Annotated in this window: 28 protein-coding genes; 20 read left to right on the top strand and 8 right to left on the bottom strand. The window is 62.9% G+C overall.

Annotated features, from left to right (window positions below; genetic code table 11):
- Position 1 precedes the first annotated feature (1 nt).
- The 4 genes from ACSR1C_RS07940 to coxB are packed head-to-tail and all read right to left on the bottom strand — an operon-like array spanning position 2 to position 2675.
- On the bottom strand, positions 2-592 hold the full coding sequence (locus ACSR1C_RS07940) for a cytochrome c oxidase assembly protein (protein ID WP_460258710.1): 591 nt from the start codon (positions 590-592) through the stop codon (positions 2-4).
- The gene (locus ACSR1C_RS07935) at positions 589-783 is read right to left on the bottom strand and encodes a hypothetical protein (RefSeq protein WP_460258711.1); all 195 of its coding nucleotides are present in this window, start codon (positions 781-783) and stop codon (positions 589-591) included. The genes ACSR1C_RS07940 and ACSR1C_RS07935 overlap by 4 nt, the downstream gene beginning before the upstream one ends.
- Positions 783-1718 (bottom strand): heme o synthase, encoded by a 936-nt coding sequence (cyoE, locus tag ACSR1C_RS07930; RefSeq protein ID WP_460258712.1) that lies wholly within the window; start codon positions 1716-1718, stop codon positions 783-785. Before cyoE ends, ACSR1C_RS07935 begins: the two co-directional genes overlap by 1 nt.
- Positions 1719-1775: 57 nt before the next feature.
- On the bottom strand, positions 1776-2675 hold the full coding sequence (gene coxB / locus ACSR1C_RS07925) for a cytochrome c oxidase subunit II (protein WP_460258713.1): 900 nt from the start codon (positions 2673-2675) through the stop codon (positions 1776-1778).
- Between the two features lie 177 nt (positions 2676-2852).
- On the opposite strand from coxB, the gene tldD reads away from it, so the two are divergent.
- The 3 genes from tldD to dprA all read left to right on the top strand — a co-directional run bounded on the left by tldD (position 2853) and on the right by dprA (position 6028).
- On the top strand, positions 2853-4274 hold the full coding sequence (gene tldD / locus ACSR1C_RS07920) for a metalloprotease TldD (protein ID WP_460258714.1): 1422 nt from the start codon (positions 2853-2855) through the stop codon (positions 4272-4274).
- Positions 4271-4762, top strand: coding sequence for a GNAT family N-acetyltransferase (locus ACSR1C_RS07915; RefSeq protein ID WP_460258715.1), 492 nt, complete (start codon positions 4271-4273; stop codon positions 4760-4762). Before tldD ends, ACSR1C_RS07915 begins: the two co-directional genes overlap by 4 nt.
- A 105-nt stretch (positions 4763-4867) precedes the next feature.
- On the top strand, positions 4868-6028 hold the full coding sequence (gene dprA / locus ACSR1C_RS07910) for a DNA-processing protein DprA (protein WP_460258716.1): 1161 nt from the start codon (positions 4868-4870) through the stop codon (positions 6026-6028).
- Positions 6029-6048: 20 nt separating this feature from the next.
- Here the strand turns inward: dprA and ACSR1C_RS07905 are convergent, their stop codons facing one another.
- Positions 6049-6486, bottom strand: a complete 438-nt coding sequence (locus ACSR1C_RS07905; RefSeq protein WP_460258717.1) for a hypothetical protein — start codon at positions 6484-6486, stop codon at positions 6049-6051.
- 142 nt (positions 6487-6628) lie between these two features.
- On the opposite strand from ACSR1C_RS07905, the gene topA reads away from it, so the two are divergent.
- The 4 genes from topA (at position 6629) to ACSR1C_RS07885 (ending at position 10820) form a co-directional block, all read left to right on the top strand.
- Positions 6629-9139, top strand: a complete 2511-nt coding sequence (gene topA, locus ACSR1C_RS07900) for a type I DNA topoisomerase (protein ID WP_460258718.1) — start codon at positions 6629-6631, stop codon at positions 9137-9139.
- Positions 9140-9234: 95 nt separating this feature from the next.
- Positions 9235-9933: a CoA transferase subunit A gene (locus ACSR1C_RS07895; RefSeq protein WP_460258719.1), complete on the top strand. Its 699-nt coding sequence runs from the start codon at positions 9235-9237 to the stop codon at positions 9931-9933.
- Between the two features lies 1 nt (position 9934).
- The gene (locus tag ACSR1C_RS07890; protein ID WP_460258720.1) at positions 9935-10183 is read left to right on the top strand and encodes a hypothetical protein; all 249 of its coding nucleotides are present in this window, start codon (positions 9935-9937) and stop codon (positions 10181-10183) included.
- Positions 10184-10190: 7 nt separating this feature from the next.
- Positions 10191-10820: a 3-oxoacid CoA-transferase subunit B gene (locus tag ACSR1C_RS07885; protein ID WP_460258944.1), complete on the top strand. Its 630-nt coding sequence runs from the start codon at positions 10191-10193 to the stop codon at positions 10818-10820.
- A gap of 73 nt (positions 10821-10893) precedes the next feature.
- Here the strand turns inward: ACSR1C_RS07885 and ACSR1C_RS07880 are convergent, their stop codons facing one another.
- Together ACSR1C_RS07880 and ACSR1C_RS07875 are read right to left on the bottom strand one after the other, a co-directional pair.
- On the bottom strand, positions 10894-11301 hold the full coding sequence (locus tag ACSR1C_RS07880; RefSeq protein ID WP_460258721.1) for a hypothetical protein: 408 nt from the start codon (positions 11299-11301) through the stop codon (positions 10894-10896).
- A 179-nt stretch (positions 11302-11480) separates the two neighbouring features.
- Positions 11481-12293 carry a lytic transglycosylase domain-containing protein gene (locus ACSR1C_RS07875; RefSeq protein WP_460258722.1) on the bottom strand — a complete coding sequence of 271 codons (813 nt, stop codon included), beginning with the start codon at positions 12291-12293 and terminating at the stop codon, positions 11481-11483.
- A 366-nt stretch (positions 12294-12659) separates the two neighbouring features.
- On the opposite strand from ACSR1C_RS07875, the gene ACSR1C_RS07870 reads away from it, so the two are divergent.
- The 13 genes from ACSR1C_RS07870 to ACSR1C_RS07810 all read left to right on the top strand — a co-directional run bounded on the left by ACSR1C_RS07870 (position 12660) and on the right by ACSR1C_RS07810 (position 24882).
- Positions 12660-12872, top strand: coding sequence for a pilus assembly protein (locus ACSR1C_RS07870; protein WP_460258723.1), 213 nt, complete (start codon positions 12660-12662; stop codon positions 12870-12872).
- 232 nt (positions 12873-13104) lie between these two features.
- Entirely contained in the window at positions 13105-13293 is a 189-nt protein-coding gene (locus tag ACSR1C_RS07865; RefSeq protein WP_460258724.1) for a hypothetical protein, read from the top strand.
- A 164-nt stretch (positions 13294-13457) separates the two neighbouring features.
- Positions 13458-14309, top strand: coding sequence for a Flp pilus assembly protein CpaB (gene cpaB / locus ACSR1C_RS07860; protein ID WP_460258725.1), 852 nt, complete (start codon positions 13458-13460; stop codon positions 14307-14309).
- Positions 14310-14516: 207 nt separating this feature from the next.
- Positions 14517-15941, top strand: a complete 1425-nt coding sequence (locus tag ACSR1C_RS07855; RefSeq protein WP_460258726.1) for a type II and III secretion system protein family protein — start codon at positions 14517-14519, stop codon at positions 15939-15941.
- A gap of 4 nt (positions 15942-15945) precedes the next feature.
- A complete protein-coding gene (locus ACSR1C_RS07850; protein WP_460258727.1) occupies positions 15946-16608 on the top strand; it encodes an OmpA family protein in 663 nt (220 codons plus the stop codon).
- Positions 16609-16838: 230 nt separating this feature from the next.
- The gene (locus tag ACSR1C_RS07845) at positions 16839-18104 is read left to right on the top strand and encodes an AAA family ATPase (RefSeq protein WP_460258728.1); all 1266 of its coding nucleotides are present in this window, start codon (positions 16839-16841) and stop codon (positions 18102-18104) included.
- 28 nt (positions 18105-18132) lie between these two features.
- Entirely contained in the window at positions 18133-19560 is a 1428-nt protein-coding gene (locus ACSR1C_RS07840) for a CpaF family protein (RefSeq protein WP_460258729.1), read from the top strand.
- 6 nt (positions 19561-19566) lie between these two features.
- A complete protein-coding gene (locus ACSR1C_RS07835) occupies positions 19567-20535 on the top strand; it encodes a type II secretion system F family protein (RefSeq protein ID WP_460258730.1) in 969 nt (322 codons plus the stop codon).
- 13 nt (positions 20536-20548) lie between these two features.
- Complete coding sequence (locus ACSR1C_RS07830; protein ID WP_460258731.1) at positions 20549-21538, top strand: type II secretion system F family protein; 990 nt, start codon at positions 20549-20551, stop codon at positions 21536-21538.
- A gap of 13 nt (positions 21539-21551) precedes the next feature.
- On the top strand, positions 21552-22112 hold the full coding sequence (locus ACSR1C_RS07825) for a tetratricopeptide repeat protein (protein WP_460258945.1): 561 nt from the start codon (positions 21552-21554) through the stop codon (positions 22110-22112).
- Positions 22113-22139: 27 nt separating this feature from the next.
- Entirely contained in the window at positions 22140-23000 is an 861-nt protein-coding gene (locus ACSR1C_RS07820) for a tetratricopeptide repeat protein (protein WP_460258732.1), read from the top strand.
- A 7-nt stretch (positions 23001-23007) separates the two neighbouring features.
- Positions 23008-23493: an A24 family peptidase gene (locus tag ACSR1C_RS07815; protein WP_460258733.1), complete on the top strand. Its 486-nt coding sequence runs from the start codon at positions 23008-23010 to the stop codon at positions 23491-23493.
- A gap of 78 nt (positions 23494-23571) precedes the next feature.
- Entirely contained in the window at positions 23572-24882 is a 1311-nt protein-coding gene (locus tag ACSR1C_RS07810) for an ATPase (RefSeq protein WP_460258734.1), read from the top strand.
- Positions 24883-24897: 15 nt separating this feature from the next.
- Here the strand turns inward: ACSR1C_RS07810 and ACSR1C_RS07805 are convergent, their stop codons facing one another.
- Positions 24898-25848: a hypothetical protein gene (locus tag ACSR1C_RS07805; RefSeq protein ID WP_460258735.1), complete on the bottom strand. Its 951-nt coding sequence runs from the start codon at positions 25846-25848 to the stop codon at positions 24898-24900.
- Between the last annotated feature and the right edge of the window lie 127 nt (positions 25849-25975).

Genomic DNA, 25975 nt, shown 5'->3' with positions numbered 1-25975 from the left:
GTCATTGGTGAACGGTGCCGGTCGTTCCCGTGACCAGCGCCGCCTGTGTCTGTTCCGCGTCCTCCGGCAATTCGGACTCGTGGAACGTATAGCTCAAAGTGATGGTATGCACGTATTTCGCTTCGCGGTCACCGATGATTTCGGGGTCCACGTAAAAGGTCACCGGCATCATCACCCGTTCGCCCGGCTGCAACACCTGCTCGGTAAAGCAGAAACAGTCGATCTTGGTGAAATAACCGCCCGCCGAATAGGGCGTGACGTTATAGCTTGCCGATCCGGCGATCACCCGATCGGTCGGATTGTAGGCCTCGTAAAAGGCCAGCCCGGTTTCGCCGATGCGCAGCTTCATTTCGCGCTGGACCGGCTTGAATTCCCACGGGAAGTCGCGCTCTTTCGAGGCGTCGAACCGGATCGTGATGGTCTCGTCCAAGATCATGTCGGACCCGGTTTCGGCCACCCCGGTGACCCCGCCAAAGCCGGTAACGCGGCAAAACAGGTTGTACATCGGCACCGCGGCCCAGGCCAGCGCGCCCATTACCAGCACGACACTGACCAGTTGCACAACCGTCTTGGTCTTGTCGTCCAGCCTCATTCGCTGCCCTCCGGCACGGTGATCGAGGGGCGCACGGCATGATCGTAGGCTTCCATCTTGCCGCCTTCCGAGACCTTGACGATGGTCAGGCCGAAGACCAGCGCGACAAAGGCCGACAGCACCGCCAGCAAGCCCATGTTGCGGCCGAAGCGACGCTTGTGCAGTTCGTGATCCGGATGAAATCCAGCCATTACCAGCCCCCCAGCCCGAAGGGCGCAAGCCCCGCCTGCGCCATCAGCGCCACGAAATGCAAAAACAGATAGGACAACGAAAAGCGGAAAAACTTCTTTTCGGTCCGGTAGTCGTCGGCTTCGGCCTGCGCCTCGTCCCGGCGCCAGATCAGAATGGCGCCGCGGATGAACAGCGCGTTCAGCACCAGCGAGGTCGCCAGATAGACCGGCCCGCCGATCGAGGTGGCAGCGATCGCCAGCGCCATCGGCGCCAGCAGCAAGGTATAGACCAGAATATGCGCGCGGGTGGCGCGGCGGCCGTGGGTCACGGTCAGCATCGGCACCCCGGCCTTGGAATAGTCATCCTTCATGAACAGCGCCAAGGCCCAGAAATGCGGCGGCGTCCACATGAAGATCAACACGAACATCAGCACCGATTCCAGGCTGACGCCCCCGGTCGCCACGGCCCAGCCGATCATCGGCGGAAACGCCCCCGCCGCGCCACCGATCACAATGTTCTGCGGGGTCGAGCGTTTCAGCCACATCGTATAGACGACAGCGTAAAAGAAGATGGTGAAGGCCAGCAGCCCCGCCGCCGCCCAGTTCGCCGCCAGCCCCAGCATCAGCACGGCAAAGCCCGACAGCGCCAGCCCCAGCGCCAGTGCCTCATCCCGGCCGACCCGGCCCGAGGGTACCGGGCGGTTCTGGGTGCGGCGCATGATCAGGTCGATATCGGAATCCCACCACATGTTCAGCGCGCCCGACGCGCCGCCGCCGATGGCGATGAACAGGATCGACGCGAAGGCGATCAGCGGGTGTACGTGAACCGGCGCTACGACCAGACCGGCGAGCGCGGTAAAGACAACCAGCGACATCACACGCGGCTTCAACAGCGCGATATAATCGCCGAATTGCGCCTCTTGGGGCTGTTCGAAGACAGTGGTAGCGTCAGTCATGTTCTTCTCCGGTCAGGGTCGGGCCGCAGCGGAACGCGCGGCCCGTATCCCTGACGATCAGTCGGCCGAGGCGACGGTCAGCGCGCGCGGCTTGCCGGCATATTCCTCGATCGCACCGTCCAGCCATTTCTCGTAATCAGCCTGGCTGACGGCTTTCACGGTGATCGGCATATAGGCGTGGGACTGGCCGCACAGTTCGGAACATTGCCCGAAATAGATGCCTTCCATGCCCTCATCCACCTTGAACCACATCTCGGCCAGACGGCCGGGCACGGCATCCTGTTTCACGCCGAAGGCCGGCATCGCCCAGGAATGGATCACATCGGCGCCGGTCACCTGGATCACGACGGTCTTGCCCGTGGGCACGACCATGGCGGTGTCGGTCGCCAGCAGGAATTCGTCCTTGCTATAGCCAGCCTCGATCAGTTCGGCCTCGACCTCGGGCGTCAGGGTATTGTCACCCGCGCCGATCATGTAGCTGTCGAAGGCGAATTCGTGATCGGGATATTCATAGCCCCAGTACCACTGATAGCCGGTGATCTTCACGGTCACGTCGGCCTCGGGCACCTCAAGCTGCTTGAACAGCACCGGCAGCGAAAACGCGCCGATGACGACCAGGATCACGATCGGTACCACGGTCCACGCAACTTCGAGCGGCGAGTTGTGGGTGAAGGTGGCCGGCTTGGGGTTCATGCGGCTGTTGTAGCGCACGATCACGATCAGCAGCAGCACGGTAACCAGAAGGGTGATCGCGGAAATGATATAGACCAGCATGTTGTCGAGACCCTGCAGGTCGCGCGCCAGTTCGGTCGCCGCCGGCTGAAAGCCCATGGCGCCCGGCGTCGGCTTGCCGATGATCTTCAGCCCGTCGATCCCGTCCTGGGCCCGGGCCGCCGTGGCGGCGATGGTCATGGCACCTGCGGCCCACAGGCCGGAAAGCAATTTCGAAATCCGCATGTTCATTCCCTGTTCGTAGTGCGGTCCTCCTCAGACCGCAGAACGGTCCCGCCAAAAAATGGAAGGCCGTTGTGTTCCCAGCCCCAAAAACCATATTAGGTCGGGTGAAACAAGCCATACTGTTGCGGCATAGGGCCGCGAATTGATCCAAGTCAAAGACACATCCTGGAAGCATCTATGCAGCACGCGCAATTCAACCCGTTTACCGACAATCTGGACCGGGACCGGGCCCTGGCCACCCTGCGACAAGCCACCGCAGGGGCCGAGGATGGCGAATTGTTCCTGGAACGCCGCCGGTCCGAAGCGCTGGTCTTCGACGACGGCCGAATCAAGACCGCCAGCTATGACGCCTCCGAAGGGTTCGGGCTGCGGGCGGTGAAGGGCGAAACCGCCGGCTATGCCCATTCCACCGAAATCAGCGATGCCGCGCTGACCCGCGCCGCCGAAACCGCGCGGCTGGCGGTGGGCGATGGTGGCGGCGTGCTGGCCGAGGGGCCGCAGCCCACCAACCGGCGGCTTTACAGCGATGCCGACCCGATGGACGATGCGGCCTTTCCGGTGAAGATCGAGACATTGCGCGAAATCGACGCCTTCGCCCGCGATCTGGACAGCCGCGTGGTGCAGGTCTCGGCCACGCTGGCCGCGTCATTGCAGGAGGTGTACATCCTGCGCCCCGACGGCGCGCTGCTGCATGACACCCGCCCGATGACCCGGCTGAACGTGTCGGTCATCGTCGAGGAAAACGGCCGGCGCGAGTCGGGCGGCCATGGCGGCGGCGGGCGCACCGGCCTGACCGGGCTGATCGCGCCCGCCGCCTGGCAGGCCACCGCGCGCGAGGCGTTGCGCATCGCGCTGGTCAACCTGTCGGCCGTCCCCGCCCCGGCGGGAATGATGGATGTGGCGCTTGGCGCGGGCTGGCCCGGCGTGCTGCTGCACGAGGCCGTGGGCCACGGGCTGGAGGGTGATTTCAACCGCAAGGGCAGTTCCGCCTTTGCCGGGCTGATGGGTCAGCAGGTGGCCGCCAAGGGTGTGACCGTGCTGGATGACGGCTCGATCCCCGACAGGCGCGGCTCGATCACCTTCGACGACGAGGGCACGCCCAGTTCGCGCACCACGCTGATCGAGGACGGCGTGTTGGTCGGCTATATGCAGGACCGTCAGAATGCCCGGCTGATGGGGATGGCCCCCACTGGCAACGGGCGGCGCGAAAGCTATGCCCATATCCCGATGCCGCGGATGACCAACACCTACATGATGGGCGGCGACGCCGACCCGGGCGATATCGTCGCCGGGGTGAAGGACGGGATTTATGCGGTGGGCTTTGGCGGCGGTCAGGTCGATATCACCAACGGCAAGTTCGTGTTCAGCTGCACCGAGGCCTACCGCGTACAGAACGGCAAGATCGGCGCGCCGGTCAAGGGCGCCACGCTGATCGGTGACGGCCCCGCCGCGATGAAGCAGATCCGCGCCATCGGCAACGACATGGCGCTTGATCCGGGCATCGGCAACTGCGGCAAGGCGGGTCAATGGGTGCCGGTGGGCGTCGGTCAACCCACGCTGATGATCGGCGGGCTGACGGTCGGCGGTTCGGCGGCGTGACCCCGCAGCCCCGCCCCGTCACCGAAGCCGATTTCGCCCCGCTTGCCCAGTTGTGGCATGACGGTTGGCACCGGGCGCATGCTGCCCACGTACCAGCCGATCTGACAAAGCTGCGCACAATCGCGGATTTCGAAGCCCGCGTACCGCCGCTCGCCGACGCGCTGCGGGTCATCGGCGCGCCCGGGGCACCCGATGGGCTCTGCGCGGTGCGCGCGGACGAGCTTTACCAGATCTATGTCACCCAAAGCGCCCAGGGCACTGGCATCGCCAATGCTCTGCTGCGGGATGGTGAAGAGCGAATCGCGGCGGCAGGCCATCAAACCGCATGGCTGATTGTCGTTCCTGAAAACACTCGGGCGCGGGCCTTTTACTCCCGAAGGGGTTGGGACGAGGCCGGTTTGACCGACGCCACGCTGGACGCGGCCACAGAGACTTACGACATTTCACTTCTGAAAATGACGAAATCCCTGAACCCTCAGAACGGGTGAGTTTCGTTTTCAGCGAAACTGCCGAGAATTTTCATCACCGCACTTTTTCGTTCACCTGCCGTTAACCCTCTTGCTCCAAGACTGGCCCCACGAATGAGCGGAGCGATGCAGCCAGTGGACACATATTCTTCCACCCACCCCCTCGCACCACCCACCCAGGAAGAGGACCTGGTGGCGTGGCTCCGTCTCATTCGGTCGCGCCGCGTTGGCGCGACCACCTTTTTCCGGCTGATGGCCGAACATGGCAGCGCCCAGGCCGCACTGGCCGCCCTGCCCGATGTCGCGCGCGGCGCCGGCGTGGCGCGCTATGACCCCAGCCCGGCCGAGGCCGCCTTGCGCGAACTTGACGCCGGCCGCGCCGCCGGTGCCCGGCTGATCGCCCATGGCAGCCCCGATTATCCGCAGGCCCTGACCGATCTGGCCGATGCGCCGCCGCTCCTGTGGGCGCGTGGCGACACGGCGCTGCTGCAACGCCCGATGGTGGCGCTGGTGGGCGCGCGCAACGCGTCGTCGCTGGGCACGCGAATGGCGCGCAAACTGGCCGAAGAGCTGGGTGTCGCAGGCATGGTCACCGTGTCGGGATTGGCGCGCGGGGTCGATACGGCGGCGCATCTGGCCGCGCTCGACAGTGGTACCATCGCGGTGATGGCCGGCGGCGTCGATGTGATTTATCCCACCGACAACAGCACCCTGGCAGAACAGATCGCCGACACCGGCCTGCTGCTGAGCGAACAGCCCATAGGCCTTTACCCGCAGGCGCGGCATTTTCCGCAGCGCAACCGCATCATTTCAGGTCTGGCGCGGGCGGTGATCGTGGTCGAGGCCGCGGCGCGGTCGGGCAGCCTGATCACCGCAAGGAACGCGCTGGATCAGGGCCGCGACGTGCTGGCGGTGCCGGGCCACCCGTTCGATGCGCGCGCGGCGGGCTGCAACATGCTGATCCGCGACGGCGCCACCCTGGTGCGCAACGCCCCCGACGTGCTTGAGGCGCTCGGCCCGCTCGCCCCCTCCGCCGCTCTGCCCACGCAGCCTGCGCTGTTCCCCGACATTCCGGCCGGCCCGCCACCACGCGCCCGCCGCGCCGCCGACATCCCCGCACTGCACGCGCGGATCCTGTCGCGGCTCGGCCCCTCGCCCGTGGCCGAGGATCAGTTGATCCGCGATCTGGCCCTGCCCGCCGGTCGCGTCACGCCCGAACTGCTGAACCTGGAACTGGACGGGCAGATCACCCGGCAGGCGGGCGGGCTGCTGTCGCTGAAATCCTGACGGCTCCGGCGCGGGTGCGGTCAGCCGACGCAGACCTCGGGGATCACCGACCAGAAGACCGCGCAAAGCTCGGGCGCGGCGTACCATACATCCGTGGCGCCGACCGCCCAGTGCAGCGCCACCCAGACGGAACCGGATTTCACATAAAGCACCTGCATCGCGACCCCGCCCATGAACTCCGGCTCCCAGCCGTCGCGCTGCACCATCGGGGTCCGCGCGGGGTCGATGGGCACACCGCCAGGGCGCTGCGGCGACAGCGCGGCAAAGGCCACGCCGTCCCCCACCCGCAGGTCATCCACGACAAACTGAACCGGCGCGCCCAACATCCATTCCGCATGGGGCCGGGCCGCATCCATCAACGCCCGCCGCTCGACGCTGCCGCGCGCCGGCGTGTGCCAGTTTTGGGCCTGCGCTGCGGCACCCCACAGTATCGCCACGATCCCGATCAGCCGCCACATGTCCCGTCCCTTCGCCAATTTCCCGCGATTTTCCGCCCCATAGGGGCGTCGGTCAAGCCATGAGACCACGCATTGACAATCCCGCGTCAAGCAACACATCTTGCGCCGCCAAGGGCCCCCTGCCCGACTCGAAAGGAAATCCATGCCAGTTGTCGTTGTTGAGTCCCCAGCCAAAGCCAAGACAATCAACAAATATCTGGGCTCCGACTACACGGTCCTTGCGTCTTACGGCCATGTCCGCGACCTGCCCCCGAAGGATGGGTCGGTCGACACCGAGCATGATTTCGAGATGAAGTGGGAAGTGGCCAGCGACAGCAAGAAACACGTCAAGGCGATCGCCGACGCGCTGAAAGACGACAACGTCCTGATCCTCGCCACCGACCCCGACCGCGAGGGCGAGGCGATCAGCTGGCATCTTGAGGAAACCCTGCGCAAGCGCAAGGCGATCAAGAAGGACACCGCCGTCAGCCGCGTGGTGTTCAACGCGATCACCAAATCCGCCGTCACCGAGGCGATGAAGAACCCCCGCCAGGTCGACGAACCGCTGGTCCATGCCTATCTGGCGCGCCGCGCGCTGGATTATCTGGTGGGTTTCAACCTGTCGCCCGTTCTGTGGCGCAAGCTGCCCGGCGCGAAATCGGCAGGCCGGGTGCAATCGGTCTGCCTGCGCCTGATCGTCGAGCGCGAGATGGAGATCGAGGCGTTCCGCGCCCGCGAATACTGGACCGTCAAGGCGATCCTGACCACCCCGCGCGGCCAGACCTATGAGGCCCGGCTGACGGTTCTGGGCGGTCAGAAGCTCGATAAATTCGACCTGGCCAATGAAACCGCAGCCGAGCTGGCGGTGCAGGCGATCAACAGCCGCGATCTGACGGTGAAATCGGTCGAGGCGAAACCGGCCAGCCGCAACCCCAGCGCCCCTTTCATGACCTCGACCCTGCAGCAGGAGGCCAGCCGCAAGTTCGGCTTCGGCGCGCGCCAGACCATGAGCACCGCGCAGCGGCTGTATGAGGCCGGCCACATCACTTATATGCGGACCGACGGCATCGACATGGCGCCCGAGGCGGTGATGGCCGCGCGCGACGCGATCAAGGATCGCTATGGCGAGGATTACGTGCCGAAAAGCCCGCGCATGTACAAGAACAAGGCCAAGAACGCGCAGGAAGCGCATGAATGTATCCGCCCCACCGACATGACCCGCGACGCGGCCAGCCTGAAAGTGTCGGAGCCCGACCAGCGCAAGCTTTACGATCTGATCTGGAAACGCACGCTGGCCAGCCAGATGGCCGCCGCCCGGATGGAGCGCACCACGGTCGACGTGGCCAGCGCCGACGGCCAGGTCGAGCTGCGCGCCACCGGTCAGGTCGTGCTGTTCGACGGGTTCATGAAGGTCTACGAGGAAGGCCGCGACGATGTGGTCGTCGACGATGACGACAAGCGCCTGCCGCAGATCGCGCAAGGCGAACCCGCGGCCAAGCAAAGCGTGACACCCGAGCAGCATTTCACCCAGCCGCCGCCGCGCTATACCGAGGCGACGCTGGTCAAGCGGATGGAAGAGCTGGGCATCGGGCGCCCCTCCACCTATGCGTCGATCGTGACCACGATCCAGGACCGTGGCTATGTTCAAAAGGACGGCAACCGCCTGATCCCAGAGGATAAGGGCCGGTTGGTCACCGCGTTTCTGAGCAATTATTTCCGCAAATATGTGGGCTATGATTTCACCGCCGATCTGGAATCCGAACTGGATGACATTTCCGCAGGAGAGCGCGATTACCACGAGGTGCTGGCGCGGTTCTGGCGCGATTTTTCGGCCGCGATCGCCGAAACCGCCGATCTGCGCATTACCGAGGTTCTGGACAAGATCGACGAGGTGCTGGCGCCGCATCTGTTCCCGCCCAACGAGGATGGCACCGACCCGCGGCTCTGCCCCAAATGCGGCGCCGGGCGGCTGAACCTGAAAACCGCGCGTTCGGGCGGGGCGTTCATCGGCTGCTCGAACTATCCTGAATGCCGCTTTACCCGGCCTCTGTCGGCCCCCAACGGCGACGACGGCAGCGCCGAGTTGGACGGCAAGGTTCTGGGCCATGACGGCGAAGAGGAAATCACCCTGCGCATGGGCCGCTTCGGCCCTTATGTGCAGCGCGGCGAGCCGACCGAAGAGGCGCCCAAACCGCCCCGCGCCAGCCTGCCCAAAGGCTGGGAACCCGCAGAGATCGACCTTGAAAAGGCGCTGTTGCTTCTGAGCCTCCCGCGCGAGATCGGCCCCCATCCCGAAGACAGCGAACCGGTCGAGGCCGGGATCGGGCGCTATGGCCCCTATGTCAAGCATGGGCGCATCTATGCCAATCTGCCTGAGGTGGACGAGGTTTTTACCGTCGGCATGAACCGCGCGGTCGAACTGCTGGCCCAGAAGGCCGCCAAGACAGGGCGCGGCCGGGCCACGGCCAAGCCGCTGAAAGAGCTGGGCGAGCATCCCGAGCAAGGCGGCCCGGTCAATGTGATGGACGGACGCTATGGCCCTTACGTGAAATGGGCAAAGGTCAACGCGACCCTGCCCAAGGGCACAGAACCCGATGATGTGACCATGGAAATGGCGGTTCAACTGATCGCCGAGAAAGGCGCCAAGAAGGGCACGCGGAAGAAAGCCAAATAATCCGTGCCCGGACCGCATGCTGCAGCGCGGCCCTGCGTTGACTTTGCGTCCGGTGCGGGCCACAACGGCGCGCAATTGTGGTCTGGAGGAACAGCATGAGCATTAAGATTTACGGCTCGGCCTCGGAAGCTCTTGAAGGTCTTGTATTTGACGGGATGTTCATCGCGGCCGGCGGCTTTGGGCTTTGTGGCATTCCCGAGCTTTTGATCGAGGCGCTGCGCGATGCCGGAACCAAGGATATCACGGTCGCCTCGAACAACTGCGGCGTCGACGATTTCGGCCTCGGGATCCTGCTGCAAACCAAGCAGATCAAAAAGATGATCAGCTCTTACGTGGGTGAAAACGCCGAATTCATGCGCCAGTATCTGTCGGGCGAGCTGGAGCTGGAATTCAACCCCCAGGGCACCCTGGCCGAACGGATGCGCGCCGGCGGCGCCGGCATCCCCGGGTTCTATACCAAGACCGGCGTCGGCACCGTGATCGCCGAGGGCAAGGAGCACAAGGATTTCGACGGCCAGACCTATATCCTGGAACGCGGGATCGTCGCCGACCTGTCGATCGTCAAGGCCTGGAAGGCGGACGAGACCGGCAACCTGGTGTTCCGCAAGACCGCGCGCAACTTCAACCCGCCGGCGGCGACCTGCGGCAAGATCTGCGTGGCCGAGGTCGAGGAAATCGTGCCCGTGGGCAGCCTGGACCCCGACAGCATCCACCTGCCCGGCATCTATGTGCACCGGATCATTCAGGGCACGCACGAAAAACGCATCGAACAGCGCACGACAAGGAGCGTTTGATATGCCAGCCGACAAACTCCAAACTGTTGACGATTTTATTCGAGAACTTAACGAACATTCTGACGCGTCTTTTAGTGAACTCGCCAACCATTTTGATGTCTGGGCAACTCAATCGGATAGCACTAGAAAACAACTAATCGAATACGTTGCCAAAAAAACCGGGCGCGATTTTGAAGAAAGAATGGACTCTCAACCGATTTCGAGCGGGGATTTCGTAGATTTTCCGGTTGTCATTTTTTCACCAAGATAAGGAGCGTATCATGTGGGACCGCAATCAAATGGCCGCCCGCGCGGCGCAGGAACTGCAGGACGGCTGGTATGTGAACCTCGGCATCGGCATTCCGACGCTGGTGGCGAACTACATCCCCGAAGGCGTGCATGTAACGCTGCAATCGGAAAACGGGATGCTGGGCATCGGCCCCTTCCCGATCGAGGGGGAAGAAGACCCCGACCTGATCAACGCCGGCAAGCAGACGATCACCGAACTGCCGCATTCGGCCTATTTCGACAGCGCGCAAAGCTTCGCGATGATCCGTGGCGGCAAGATCGCGATGGCGATCCTGGGCGCGATGGAGGTCGATGAAAAGGGCGATCTGGCCAACTGGATGATCCCCGGCAAGCTGGTCAAGGGCATGGGCGGCGCGATGGATCTGGTGGCCGGTGTCGGCCGTGTGGTGGTGGTCATGGACCACACCAACAAGCACGGCGACAGCAAGCTGCTGAAGGAATGCACCCTGCCGCTGACCGGCCAGGGCGTGGTGGACCGGATCATCACCAATCTGGGCGTGCTGGATGTGGTCGAGGGCGGGCTGAAGATCGTCGAGACCGCCGAGGGCGTGACCGAGGAAGACCTGCGCGCCGCGACCGAGGCGACCATCGTCGGCTGATCGCACCCACCACAGCACGAAATGTGAACGGGGGCCATGTGGCCCCCGTTGTTGTTTCTGACGGTGCGCGGGATCAGCCGTTCGCGCCGTCGTGTTTGCCGGCCTCGGCCAGCTCGTTGGCGATGTCGATCACCTCTTTGTTCACACCGGACCGGCCGCCGGCAAAGGTGATACCCCGGTCGGTTGCACCTGCGTTCAGGCGATCGTTCCCGTCGTCCGAAGCGGCCGCCAGTTCCGCGAAGGTCGCACGGACCGACGCATTGGCATAGAGGGAGCCGGACCGCGCGACGCTCTCGGCGGGATCGCCGAAATAGACGCGGGCATCGTTGCCAGTCTGATCGGCGGCACTGGCAAGGGCAACCAGCTGCGTGGCGGTATAGACGCCGGGTTCCACGCCCAGAAGGCGCTCCAGTTGGGTATCGGCAAAAGCCGGGGCCGACAGGCCAAGGGCGATCGCGCTGGTCAGAATAAAGGTTTTCATCGGGTCCTTCCTTTCAAATCTTTTGGTTCAGGCGGGACCATCCCGCCGCCATGATCTGAAATTGAGAACGAATGCGCCTCACTTCAACGCACAGGATCGTGAGTATGGCGAATTTAATGTTCGTATATGCACAGTGAGTGTGACCGGCGGGATGTCACATCTTTGTGCCGGGGGCTTGATCAGCCGGAACGCCCCACCGCGAACACGCAGCCATCGGTGATCAGTTCCGGCGGGGTCAGGCACAGGCCCCGCGCGACCGTCCAGGCGGCCAGAACCTTGGGCACATAGGCGCGGGTTTCGGCATAGGGCGGCACGCCGCCATGTTCCGCCACCGCGTTTTCCCCCGCATTATAGCCAGCCAGAACCAGCACCGGGTCGCGGTCGAACCGGCCCATCAGCCAGTCCAGATAGGCCACGCCGCCGCGGATGTTCTGCACCGGGTCGGTGCTGTCGGCGACGCCGAACCGCTCTGCCGTCGCGGGCATCAGCTGCATCAGCCCGGTCGCCCCCTTGACGCTGACCGCGGCGGGGCGGCCGCCGCTTTCGACCCCCATCACCGCCAGAACCAAAGCAGGTGAAACCCGGGTGCCCACCGTCGCCTTCAGGATCTCGATCCCGTAGTCCTGCGCCAGCCCCTGCATCGCCTGCAGCCGCGGCGCCGGCACCTGCGCGCCGTCCGGCCCCTTGCCCAGCGCGGCAACCGCCGGGTTCAACCGCCCCGGCCCGCTGTCGTCCAAAGCGGGGGAAACCGCCTGCCAATACCAGTCATAGGGCGACGGGATGCCGGGCACCGCATCGGGCGCGTCATCGGTCGCGGCGGGCGGCACGACCCCCGGCCGTGGTGCGATCTGCACGGTGATGCGCCTGGCCACATCGCCCGCAGGCGGCTTGACGCGCTTGAAGGTGAACTCGGGATAGGGCGGCGGCTCTGCGATTGCGGGCAGAGCCGCCAGTCCGCAGGCCAGCAGCCCGGCCAAACCGATGCGTTTCATGCGAAGGGGTCCTGCTCTGCCCTGTTTTATGAAACCGAGTCTCGCAAAAAAACCGGTTTGAAACCATCGAAATCCGAAAAAGCCCTGTGGATTTCACCGCGAAGCCCGAAGGCCGGATGCGCGAAAAACGAATTGCCTCCATAAAAATTTTTAATATTTATATTAAATTTCAAATGGTTATGAGTTTATTCAAAACTTTCTAAAACCTTTCCAAAATTGCCTCAGAGCCGCCCAACTGCTGCCCCAATCAAACAGCAAATTTACACCCATGCCGAGGCGGTGATCGGGCCAACACAGAGGCGGCCCACACAAAGAACCGACCCGGTGAGTGAATGAGCAACATACACCCAGAGAGAGGGACCTGAAATGAAACTGTTTGAAATGATCCAGAACTTCCACAATGACGAATCCGGTGCCGTGACCGTTGACTGGGTGGTTCTGACCGCCGCAGTCGTGGGTCTGGGCCTGGTCGTGGTTTCCGCCGCTGACGATGGCATGAGCACCCTGGCCGGCCGGATTTCGAGCGAAGTGGGCGGCATGAGCGTCAATGGCAACGACGGCACCACCCCGTCCCAGTAATTATCGCTTCGCCTGACGACACAAAACCTCAACGCCGCGCCCATCTGGGCGCGGCGTCATTTTATCGAAGGTTCCAAACAGATTTCAGATGAAACTGTTTTTCCCTTGTTCCGCCACTGTTTGGCCCCAATGCCCCGGCAAGGTTACCGCAGGCTGCGCGAGTTCGCAGATATCCGCGGCGATGATCCCGACGCGCCTATGTGGTCGTAGCTATTAACGCAAGGAGTGCTCAATGCGCCGTATGCTTATCGATTTCGCCGCAGACGAGCGTGGCGCCGTAACCGTAGACTGGGTCGTGCTGACCGCCGCCGTTGTCGGCCTGGGCCTGGCGACAATCCTCGTCTTCGCGGATGGCACCCACACCATCGCCGACAACGTCAGCGCGACGATCGCGGATATCGAGCCCGACACCGGGGGCTGACCCCCCGTGACCGGGACCTTTGGCACCAAAGCGAAAAATCCCCGGTTTAGACATTGCCCGTCCCATTTTTCGCCGCATTCCGGCGGCAGTGTCGGGATCAGGTCAAAACCGCGCGGCGCATTCCCCGCTGGAAAACCGCTGTGCACGCGAAGAAAGGAAACGTCATGAGAATGGTGTTCGGAGTCGTCCTGCTGATCGGCCTGGGGCTTGCCGGGTTCGCCGTCTACATGGCGCAAGGCTATATCTCGCAATATCAGGTCGCCCTCGCGCAGGAGCGCGCCTCGCGTGAAAAGCAGATCAAGCTGACCGAGATTTATATCGCGGATAAACCGCTGCGGTATGGCGAGCAACTGACGGTCGAGAATGCGCGCAAGGTTGCATGGCCCCAGGACACCGTACCCGAAGGGGCATTCCACGCCGAGGAGGAGTTGTTCCCGGTCGGGGCCGCCGAATTCCGCACGGTTCTGCGCGCAATGGAAAAGAACGAGCCGCTGCTGGCGGTCAAGCTGACCGAGCCGGGCGAAGATGCCGGCATCACCTCGCGCCTGGCGCAGGGAATGCGGGCCTTTGCCATCAATGTCGATGTCAGTTCGGGCGTGTCCGGCTTTCTGCGGCCGGGCGATCGGGTGGATGTCTACTGGACCGGCGTCGCGGGGCAGGCCCGTGAAAAGCGTCAGGTTACCCAGCTGATCCAGGCGAACATGCGCCTGATCGCGGTGGACCAGACCGCCGACGAAGACCGCTATAGCCCGGTCATCGCCCGCACCGTGACGGTCGAGGCCGACCCGACCCAGGTGGCCGGCCTGGCCCAGGCCCAGTCCACCGGCAAGCTGTCGCTGTCGCTGGTCGGTGCCCAGGACGAAACCATCGCCACCGGGGTTCAGGTCGACCAAAACCAGCTTTTGGGCATCGTCGCCGAGGCCGCAATCATCGAGGCCCCGAAAGAGGAGGTCTGCACAATTCGGACCCGAAAGGGCTCGGACGTGGTCGAGATACAGATTCCCTGCACGAATTAATCGCGCGATTTCAGTGTGCTGGCGCGGGCAGACCACCGGTTTGCCCGCGCGTCGCGTTCCCCCGGAGCACCGCATCTGTTGCGGCTTATCCACATAAGTTCCCCGGTCCAAAGGCTTGATTCTTGCAAATAAATGCAAATTGACGCATCTTCGGGCAAAATGGGCACAAAGACCCGACCCGAAGCGTGATCGGAGAGGCAGGATCACATGAGTATCAAGAAGCTTATCAAGGCGGCTTTCATCGGCGCAGCCGTTGTGACGTGTTGTGTTTCCGGCGCCAGCGCCGAAACCCTGCGCGTCATGGAAGGCGCGACATCAAGCTCGCTGAATATCCCGCTGAACCGCGCGGTGGTGATCGAAAGTGATGTTATCTTTGCCGAGCTGTCCATCGCCAACCCGCAGATCGCCGATATTTCCACCCTGTCGGACCGCACCATCTATGTGCTGGGCAAACAGCCGGGGCGCACCACGCTGACCCTGCTGGGCCCCGACGGGCGGCTGATCACCAATGTCGAAGTCCGGGTAACCGCCGATGTCAGCGAGTTGAAAGAACGCCTGCGCGAGGTGCTGCCGGGCGAAAATATCGAGGTTCGCCCCGCCAATGACGGGCTGGTGCTGTCGGGCACGGTATCGTCGGGCGCGGCCATCGACCGGGCGCTGGATCTGGCCAACCGCTATGCGCCCGAACGGATTTCCAACCTGATGGTGGTCGGCGGCAGCCAGCAGGTGATGCTGAAGGTCCGCTTTGCCGAAATGAACCGCTCGGTGCGCAAGAGCCTGTCCTCCAGCATGGCGATAAGCGATGTGTCGGGCGATGTCGCCGTCATCGGCGGCAACGGCACCTATATTCAGGGTGATAATCTGGGTAATCTGTTCGACGGCGACCCGGCCACCGGCACCACGCGCAGCGGCGAAAGCGCCGGGGTCTTCTCGCTGGGGCTCAGCGCTGGCAACCTGCAATTCGCGGTCCTGCTGGAAGCCCTTGAAACAAAGGGGTTTGTCCGCACCCTGGCCGAACCGAACCTGACCGCCCTGTCGGGACAGAACGCCGAATTCCTGGCCGGCGGGGAATACCCGGTGCCGGTCGTGGACGACAATGGCAAGACCTCGGTCGAATTCAAAGATTTCGGCATCAAGCTGGATTTCACCCCGCTTGTCGTCGGCAAGAACATCAACCTGCACCTGATGGCAGAGGTCAGCAGCATCGACCCCACCGTTTCCTATTCCGATGGCGGGCTGTCGATCTCGGGCTTCTCGACCCGCTCGACCGCGACCACGGTCGAGATGCACGATGGCGAAAGCTTTGCCATCGCGGGCCTGCTGAAGGACGATTTCACCTCGCAGAACAGTCAGGTTCCCTGGCTGGGCGATGTGCCGATTCTGGGCGCGCTGTTCCGCAGTTCGGAATATCAGCGCCAGCAAAGCGAACTGGTGATCATCATCACTGCCCATCTGGTCACCCCCACCAGAGGCGAGGCGCTGGCCCTTCCGACCGACCGGGTACGCGCCCCGACCGAGAATGAGCTGTTCCTGCAGGGCAAGGTCGCTGCGACGAAACGGCCGAAATCCGGTGCCGCCGGCGAAGTGGCCCGGCAGGATTTTTCCGGCTCTTACGGCTATGTGATGGAGTGACGACATGATGCGGACCCCGATCGCCCTGCTTTCGGTCACGGCCTTTCTTGGCCTCGGCGCCTGCACCCCCAGCAGCGTCGCCGATTTCTATTCCCCGGCCGGGGCGTCGATCGACGACGGCGATTTCGGCAACGCCACCATGAACAACCAGCAGGTGATGACCGGCGAACGCACCGCCATCGTCAACCTGTCGCGCCGCTTTGCCGCCGATGTGCCCAGCACCGTCAACTTTGCCTTCAACAGCACCGCACTGGACGCCACAGCCCAGGACGCGCTGCGCAAACAGGCGGGCTGGATCGCCCAGTATCCGCAGGTCCGGTTCCGGGTTTACGGCCATACCGACAAGGTCGGCTCGGACGCTTATAACAAGTCGCTCGGCCTGCGCCGGGCGCAGACCGTGGTCAGCTTCCTTGTGTCGCAGGGTATTTCGCGCAACCGGCTTGAGGCCGTCGTTTCCTTCGGCGAGACCCAGCCGCTGATCGTGACCGAAGGCCGTGAACGCGCCAACCGCCGCACCGTGACCGAGGTTTCGGGCTTCCTTAAGACGCGCGAACAGGCATTGGACGGCAAATATGCACTGTTCGTCTACGACCAGTATGTCAGAAGCGCCTATGAGGATAACGGCCCGGTCGAGCGCGACCCGGAAGCCGCTGCAGAAGAACGGTAATTTCCACCGGAGGGTGTGGGCGGCCAGCGCCCTGCCCGTTCCTCAAAATCCAAACAATTACGGAAATTCAGCCGTAATGTTGCCCAGATTGATCGCCATCGTCGCCGTGAGGTAGCAGCAGGCATGGCGACGAGTCGTGCCGGGGCACCCCGGCAAGAAAAGTGGGCTTTACAGGATATTAGCACCCCTTCACGCCGTGGTCGCCCTGCAATGGAAGGATGTTTGGAACAATGACGAGTAGTGCAGCATTGCAGCCCGAGCCGACGCCGATCGTTGCTTGCACAGTATCGCGCGATGTTCAGAATTTCGATCTGCTGATCGAGGATATGGAAGCGGAACTGGGTGAAAGCTGGGGCGATCTGTCGTTCGAAGATGCGGCTGTCTTCTTTCAGCAACCCGACGCGGCGGAACTGGAATTCGTCGCGATCGCCGTCGATGACCGGGACGAGGAACACCTGCCCGGAATCGGCGAACTGATCCGCACCGCAAAGGAAAACCGTGTCCGCGTCATCCTGATCGCCGAAGAGGTCAGCCCGATGGCGCTGCACCAGCTTTTGCGCCTGGGCGCGGACGATTTCGTGCCCTATCCGCTGCCCGAAGGCGCGCTGCACGAGGCGATCGAGCGTCTGCGCCAGCCGCAGGCCGTGGCCGCCGCGCCGGTGGTGGTGGTGGCCGAACCCCAATCGACCGCGCTGCAGACCACAGGCCAGTCCGGTCCCCGCGACGGGGTGGTGCTGCCGGTGCACGGGCTTGCAGGTGGGGTCGGTGCCACGACCTTCGCGGTGAACCTGGCATGGGAACTGGCCACAGTGAAAAAGGGCAACCCGCCCCGGGTCTGCCTGCTGGATTTCGACCTGCAATTCGGCTCTGCCTCGACCTATCTCGACCTGCCCCGCCGCGAAGCGGTGTACGAATTGCTGGCCGACACCGCGTCGATGGACAGCGAAAGCTTTTCCCAGGCGCTGCAGGTCTATGGCGACAAACTGCACGTGCTGACCGCACCGTCGGATATGCTGCCGCTGGATCTGCTGACCTCGGACGACATCAACACGATCATCGCCACCGCCCGCCGCAACTTCGATTTCGTCGTGATCGACATGCCCAAGACGCTGGTGCAATGGACAGAGACGGTGCTGAACCAGGCCCATGTCTATTTCGCGCTGATGGAGCTGGACATGCGGTCGGCCCAGAACACGCTGCGCATGATCCGCGCCCTGAAAAGCGAGGACCTGCCCTTTGAAAAGCTGCGCTATGTGATGAACCGGGCGCCGAAATTCACCGACCTGTCCGGCAAGAGCCGGGTCAAGCGGATGGCCGAAAACCTGGATATCGACATCGAGGTGATGCTGCCCGATGGCGGCAAACCCGTGATGCAGGCCAACGATCACGGCATTCCACTGGGTGAAACCGCCGCGAAGAACCCGTTGCGCAAGGAAATTTCCAAGCTTGCCGCCTCCCTCCATGCCCATGCGCAGGACGAGGCCATAGCCCGGTAACCGGTAAAATCAGCCAAAGGCGTTCCCCATGTTTTCGCGTTACAACAAGAAACAGACCCCCGCAGATGGCAGCGCCCCCACCGCCGGTGCCGCCCCTGCGCCCGCAGCGCAGCCGACGCAGAAACGCGCCGCCCCCGCCAGCAGACCCGCCGCCAAGCCCACCCCGGTGGACAAGGAGCGCAAGCGCAAGGAACGGTTTTCCGAGTTGAAGGTAGAGTTGCACAAGCGGCTGCTGGAAGACCTGAACCTTTCCGCGCTGGAACATGCCAGCGAGGTCGATCTGAAATCCGAAATCCAGGCGATCTCGAGCGAAGCGCTGCAGGAGATGAGCGTCGTCCTGAACAAGGAGGAACGCGCCACTCTGCACCAGGATCTGTTCGACGAGGTGATGGGCCTGGGCCCGCTGGAACCGCTGCTCAAGGACGATTCCGTCAACGACATTCTGGTCAACGGGCCGCAGCAGATTTTTGTCGAACGCGCGGGCAAGCTGCAACTGACCGACATTACCTTCAAGGATGAAAAGCATCTGCTGCGGATCATCGACAAGATCGTGACCGCCGTGGGCCGCCGCGTGGACGAATCCAACCCGTATGTCGACGCCCGCCTGGCCGATGGCTCGCGTTTCAACGCGATGGTGCCGCCGATTGCGGTGGACGGCTCGCTTGTGTCCATCCGTAAGTTCAAGAAGGACAAGCTGGCGATCAGCGATCTGGTGAATTTCGGTGCCTTCACCGATGAAATGGCCGTCTACCTTCAGGCTGCGGTCGCCTGCCGGCTGAACGTGATCGTCTCGGGCGGGACCGGCTCGGGCAAGACCACCACGCTGAACGCGCTGTCCTCGTTCATCGACGATTCCGAGCGCATCCTGACGATCGAGGATACCGCCGAACTTCAGCTGCAACAGACCCATGTCGGCCGGATGGAAAGCCGCCCCGCCAACGTCGAGGGCAAAGGCGCGGTCAGTCAGCGCGACTGTCTGCGCAACGCGCTGCGGATGCGCCCCGACCGCATCATCGTGGGTGAGACGCGCGGCGAAGAGGTGATCGACATGCTGCAGGCCATGAACACCGGCCATGACGGGTCGATGACCACGATCCACGCCAACAGCGCCCGCGATGGCGTCAGCCGCCTGGAAAACATGATCGCCATGGCCGGGATCGAGATGCCACTGAAGGCGGTGCGCAGCCAGATTGCCAGCGCCGTGAACCTGATCGTGCAGGCCAGCCGCCTGCAGGACGGGTCGCGCCGGATGGTATCGATCACCGAAATCACCGGCATGGAGGGCGACGTGATCTCGATGCAGGAGGTGTTCCGCTATGAACGTCTGGGGCTGGCCCCCGACGGCAAGATCATCGGGCGCTTCAACGCCACCGGCGTTCGGTCGCATTATTCACAACGGTTCAAGCAGTGGGGCTATGACCTGCCCGCCAGCCTGTTCGAGCCGATCACGGGGTAACGTCAGATGCAACTCAGCGCAGAACCAATCATCTATATCCTGATCTTCGTCGGCGTTCTGGCGCTGGTCGAAGGCTTGTACCTGACCGTCTTCGGCAAATCGATCAGCTTGAACAGCCGCGTCAACCGCCGCTTGGACATGTTGGAAAAGGGCGCCGACCGCGAAGAGGTTCTGGAACAGCTCCGCAAGGAGATGAGCCAGCACCTCAGCGCGCGCGGCATCCCGCTGTATTCGCTGCTGGCGGACAAGGCGCAAAAGGCCCATATCGCCTTTTCGCCCAAGCAGTTGATCATGGTGATGGGGTTGCTGACCGTGATGGCCTTCATGGGCATGACCATGGGCACCTCGGCGGCTCTGCCCGTGCGCGCGCTGGTCGCGGTGGTGATGGGCGTGGGCGGAGTGTTCTTCTGGGTCTCGAGCAAGGCCAAGAAACGCCTGGGGCTGATCGAGGAACAACTGCCCGAAGCGGTGGAACTGATGGTCCGCAGCCTGCGCGTGGGGCATCCCTTCGCCTCTGCCGTCAATATCGTGGCCCGCGAAGTCGCCGATCCGCTGGGCACCGAATTCGGCATGATCGCGGACGAAGCCGCCTATGGCCGCGACATTTCCGAAAGCCTGAAAGATCTGGCCGAACGCATGGACATGCAGGATTTGCGCTTCCTTGCGGTCGCCGTGACCATCCAGCAGCAATCGGGCGGCAATCTGGCCGAAATTCTGGAAGGTCTGGCCAAGGTGATCCGCTCGCGGTTCAAGCTGTTCCGCCGGGTCAAGGCGATCACGGCGGAATCGAAATGGTCGGGCATGTTCCTGTCCGCCTTCCCGATCCTCGCCATCATCATGATCAGCGTGATGAAACCGGACTATTACGACGACGTCAAAGAGACCGCCGCCTTCATCCCCGCCGCAATCGCCGTCGGCGTGTTCCTGGCCGTGAATGTGGTTTTCATGCGGATAATGGTGAACATCAAGGTCTAAGGAGAGCTGTGTGATGAGCTTTATCGAACAGATCAGCGACATGCTGATCTCGAAATTCGGGCCCTTGGGGCCGCTCTATGCGGTCGGGCTGCTGGGCGTGCTGTTCATCGTCGGAACCCTGCCGGTTCTGCTGAACCGCAAGGTCGACCCGCTTGACAGGCTCAAGCAGGAAAGCGGAACCGCGCGGGCGCCAAAACCGGACGACCGGGAACGCGCGCTGCGGCAAAGCTCGAAATCCGCTGAAAAGCTCGACAAGTTCGCCGATTTTCTGGAACCCCAGAACGAAGAGGATTTCTCGGCCGCGCGGTTGAAGCTGACGCGCGCGGGCTATCGCTCGAAAGGCTCTGTGCGGACCTTTCATTTCGCGCAATTCGCGCTTGGGCTGATCTTTCTGTTCGGCGGCGTGGTCTATGCGATTATCTCTTCCTCCGATGGCGGCATGTCGACCCGGGGCCTGGTCCTGTCGATCGTCATTCCCGGCGGAATCGGATATTATCTGCCGAAATACTGGGTCGAGCGCCGGGTGCAGGCCCGTCAGGAAGAGATCATCAACGGCTTTCCCGACAGCTTGGACATGATGCTGGTCTGCGTCGAGGCGGGCCAGTCGCTGGATCAGTCCATTGTCCGGGTCGCCAAGGAAATCCGCGCCGGTTTTCCGGCGCTGGCCGAGGAATATGAAATCGTCAGCCACGAGATGAAGGCCGGCAAGGACAAGGTGAATGTTCTGAAAGACATGGGCGAGCGCTGCGGCGTCAACGATGTTTCGTCTTTCGTGACGGTTTTGGTGCAATCGTCCACGTTCGGCACCTCGATCGCCGACGCGCTGCGCGTCTATGCTGCGGAAATGCGCGACAAACGGGTGATGCGCGCCGAAGAAAAAGCGAATAAGTTGCCCACGAAGCTTACTCTTGGCACCATGCTGTTCACGGTTCCGCCCCTGCTGATCATCCTGATCGGTCCGTCGGTCTATCGCGTGTCCCAGATGGGGGAGATAATGAAATAGGGACGCAATGACGCTGAAACGAGGCGCTCTCTTCGCTGCGATCTGGTTATTGGCCGCCTGTCAGTCGACAGGCGGCTTTGCTCCGTTGAACGAGGGGCCGCCGCCGCCGCCCGGCACCCCCGAAGTGACCGAGGCCGTGGACGGGTTGCTTGTCGGGCATCGGCTGATGGCGGCAGGCGAATACGAACTGGCGCTGAAAGCCTACCTGCGCGCCGCGGGCGAGCAGGGCCTGACCGTCGATGTGCTGTCGGCGCTGGGGTCCGCCAATTTGCGGCTGGGCCGCCTGGGCCAGGCCGAGGCCCTGCTGCGCGAAGCGACCAAGAAGGACGAAACCTTCGTGCCGGCCTGGAACAATCTGGGCGTCGTGCTGATGGAACAGGGCCAGACCGGCGAGGCGCGGCAGGTTTTCAAGGTCGCCTTCGCGCTGGACAGCGGCAACTCCGAACAAATCCGCGAAAATCTGCGCTTGGCTATCGCAAAATCGGAAAATCCTGCGTATCATGCCGCAGATAATAATAATTTCGAATTGGTGCGGCGGGGCGACGGGCGTTATCTTCTTCTCTCCACACCGTGAGGACCGAGTAGTACAAAGGACGCACAAATGCGCCACCTTTTCCTTGTATCGCTGTGCCTGAGCGGCGTGGTAGCGCTTTCGGCATGCACGACCCGTCAGTCCGAAGAAGAGGTCGAACGGGCCATTCAGGACGTCATCAATTCCGATGAAAGCAGCCTGAACGACATCATGCTGACCGTGGCCGACCCGAACGAGGCCATCGCCTATTTCAAGGGCGCCGTCGCTGAACAGCCCGACCGGATCGACCTGCAGCGCGGGCTGGCGCGTTCGCTGATCCGGGGCAAGCACAACACCGAAGGCGCCACCACCTGGGCCAAGGTCGCCGCCCACCCCGAAGCCACCAATGACGACCATGTGGATTACGCCGACGCGCTGATCCGGGCCGGCGACTGGGACAAGGCCGAAAAGGTGCTGAACGATGTTCCGCCCACCTTTGAAACCTACAAGCGCTACCGCCTGGAAGCGATGATCGCCGATAGCAATCATGAATGGAAAAAGGCCGACAGTTTCTATGAAACCGCCGTTGGCCTGACCACCCGTCCCTCGGGCGTGCTGAACAACTGGGGCTATTCCAAACTGACCCGTGGCGATTTCAAAGAGGCCGAGCGCCTGTTTGTCGAGGCGATCGGCTATGACAGCACCCTGTTCACCGCCAAGAACAACCTCGTTCTGGCCCGCGGCGCCCAGCGCAACTATCAGATGCCAGTGATCGAGGCGACCCAGGTCGAGCGGGCGCAACTGCTGTACACGCTGGCGCTGAGCGCGGTCAAACAGGGTGATGTGGCCATCGGCCACGGCCTGCTGGAAGACGCCATCGACACCCACCCGCAACATTTCGAGGCCGCGGTGCGATCGCTGCGCGCCCTCGACGCCAACGTCACGAACTGAGCCGCCCATGATCCCGACAACCAACCCCGCCCTGTGGTTTCTGATCTGCGCCGCACCCATCTGTCTGTGGGTCGCCTGGAGCGACATGAAAACCATGCTGATCCCCAACAAGGCGGTGTACACACTGGTCGCGGTCTTTGCCGTGGTCGGTCTGCTGGTGCTGCCGCTGGACACCTACATGTGGCGCTGGAGCCACCTGGCCGTGGTGCTGGTCATCGGCTTTGCGATGAATATGGTCGGAATGATCGGCGCGGGCGACGCCAAATTCGCCGCCGCCATGGCGCCCTTCGTTGCGCTGGCCGATCTGGGCGGGTTCGCCATACTGTTTTCCGTGGTCCTGTTGTCGGCCTTCCTGTTGCACCGGGTCGCGCGCCGGATACCGGCCCTGCGCCGCGCCGCGCCGGGCTGGGAATCCTGGGATCGCAAGGATTTCCCGATGGGTCTGGCGCTGGGGTCCGTGCTGCTGCTGTATCTGGCGATGCGCATGTCCTGACACCACCCTGCCCACGCCCAATTCTTGCCATACCGCCCCTGTAAAACAGGAAAAGGACAAGCGGATTGAGGCCTTTACATGAACATGCAGACATCCACGGTCATGGCCCCTCCGGCGCCGCGTTCCCTTGCGGAAATGCAGCTGCCAATGGTGATGATGCGCGACATCCTTCTGAAAACGATCTTTCGCCAGAATATCGAGATCGTGACGGAAATCGCCAAGTCGATCTGCCTGCCGGTCCCCGTAACGCAAGAACTGGTCGATCTGGCCCGGGGCCAGAAACTGGTCGAGGCCACGGGCACCCTGCACGCCAATTCGGGCGGCGAGATGGGCTATCAGTTGACCGATGCCGGCAAGTCGCGCGCGCTGGATGCGCTCAGCCAGTCGGAATATTACGGCGCGATGCCAGTGCCGCTGACGGTTTATCAAGACCAGGTCAAACGCCAGTCGATCAAGAATATCCAGATCACCCGCGAACAACTGACCGGCGCCATGGGCCATCTGATCCTGCCCAGTGAATTGCTGGATCATCTGGGCCCCGCAGTTTCCGCCGGCCGCTCGATCCTGATGTATGGCCCGCCGGGCAACGGTAAATCCTCGATCTCGAACGGGATCCGCGACGCACTGGGCGACAAGATCTATATCCCGCGCGCGATCGAATATACCGGCCAGGTGATCACGGTTTACGATCCGATCGTGCATTCCTCGGCCGAGGAACAGATGGACGACCCGCGCGCGCTGCGCCGCACCTCGGGGCGCTATGACACACGCTATGTGCTGTGCGACCGGCCCACGGTGGTCACTGGCGGCGAGCTATCGCTGTCGATGCTCGATCTGGTCTACAACCCCACCGCGCGCACCTATCAGGCGCCGCTACAGCTGAAATCCACCGGCGGCGTGTTCATCGTCGACGACCTTGGCCGTCAGGCCGAACCGCCGCAGGCGCTGGTCAACCGCTGGATCGTCCCGCTGGAGGAAAGCCGTGACATCCTTGCCCTGCAATCGGGCGAGAAATTCGAGGTGCCGTTCGACACGCTGGTGATCTTTTCCACCAACTTTCACCCGAACGAGATTTTCGACAAGGCCGCGCTGCGCCGGATCTTCTTCAAGATCAAGATCGACGGCCCCAGTCAGGAGGATTTCCTGAAAATCTTTGCCCTGGTCGCCCGCAAGAAAAAGATGCCGCTGGACGAGCGTACGCTGATCTATCTTTTGAAGGAAAAATACCCGCTGATCGAAAACGTCTATGCCAACTATCAGCCGGTGTTTCTGATCGACCAGATGATCGCCATCTGCGAGTTCGAGGGGATCCCCTATCAGATGTCGCCCGACCTGATCGACCGCGCCTGGGCCAACATGTTCGTGCGCGAGGAAGCCATCATTCACTAAGGCCGGGGCGCGGCCTCAGCCGAGCGCGTGCAGGCGCAGCGGCGCGCGGCCGATATCCATTGCCTCGTCCAGAATGGCACCCAGTTCGCCCGCCACATAGGTGGGCGACGACCGCCGGGCCACGTCGCGCATCACCTCCAGCCCATAGCGCCATTCGGGGCCGCCAAAGCTTTCCCTCGCAAAGGCCAGACCGTCAAGAATGCTGTTCAGCGACGCGTCGGCCACGAAATAGGGGTAATCGGCGCCCAGATACTCCACCGCGTCATGCACATCCGGTTGCAGCAGGATGTTCGAGCGGCAGGCCGCCGCCGTGAACCCCTTGGTGAAGGGTTTGAAATTGTCGTCCTTCTCCTGCGTGTCGGCCCGAACGTTGTAATGCAGGTTGAACTCCGGCAACCGGGGCAGAAACGCCGCAAAGCCCGCGTTTTCCGTCACCTGCGCCATGGTGATCTGATCCGCCAGTTCGGGGTGGTCGGGGATGTTGCCGACATGACCCAGATAGACCGGCGACAGGCGCTCCAGATCACCGAATTCGAACCAGCCAAGCCGGGGGTCGGCATGATGGGTCAGCAGCCGCATCCGCATATCGGGCCTGCGGGCGGCGGCATCACGGGCAAAGGCCATCGACGCCGCGATGTGAATGTCGAACCCTGACAGATGCCGCGACCGCAGCCCGCGGTCGATCCAGTCCGCCAGCATAGCGCGGTTCTGCGCCTTGAGCAGGTCGAACGCGTCACGTTCCAGGTTATGCACCATGCTTTTCGACAGGATCACCAGCCCGTCCTTCAGATCGGCGCAGGCCTCGATATGCGGCTGGAGCTTGGCCCGCGGCATGGCGCGCAGACGGAATTCATACCGGTCGGACAGGTGCGCCTCGGCGATTTGCGACAGTTGCAGGCACCGCATCATCACGGAACCGCGAAAGGCATGCCCTTCGGCATAGAGGATATAGACCGGCGTTCTCATCACTCTGCTCTCAATATGCCGCGAAAATCCGCAGCTTGCCTGTGTCGGGCATAGCCCCCATGGCTTGCCCACAATGATGCCGGGCCGGGACCCGTTGCGCAATCCGGCGGGGCACACTCCCCCAGCC

The sequence above is a fragment of the Actibacterium sp. D185-2 genome (assembly GCF_054954595.1).
This window is presented reverse-complemented; position numbering and strand designations above follow the sequence as displayed.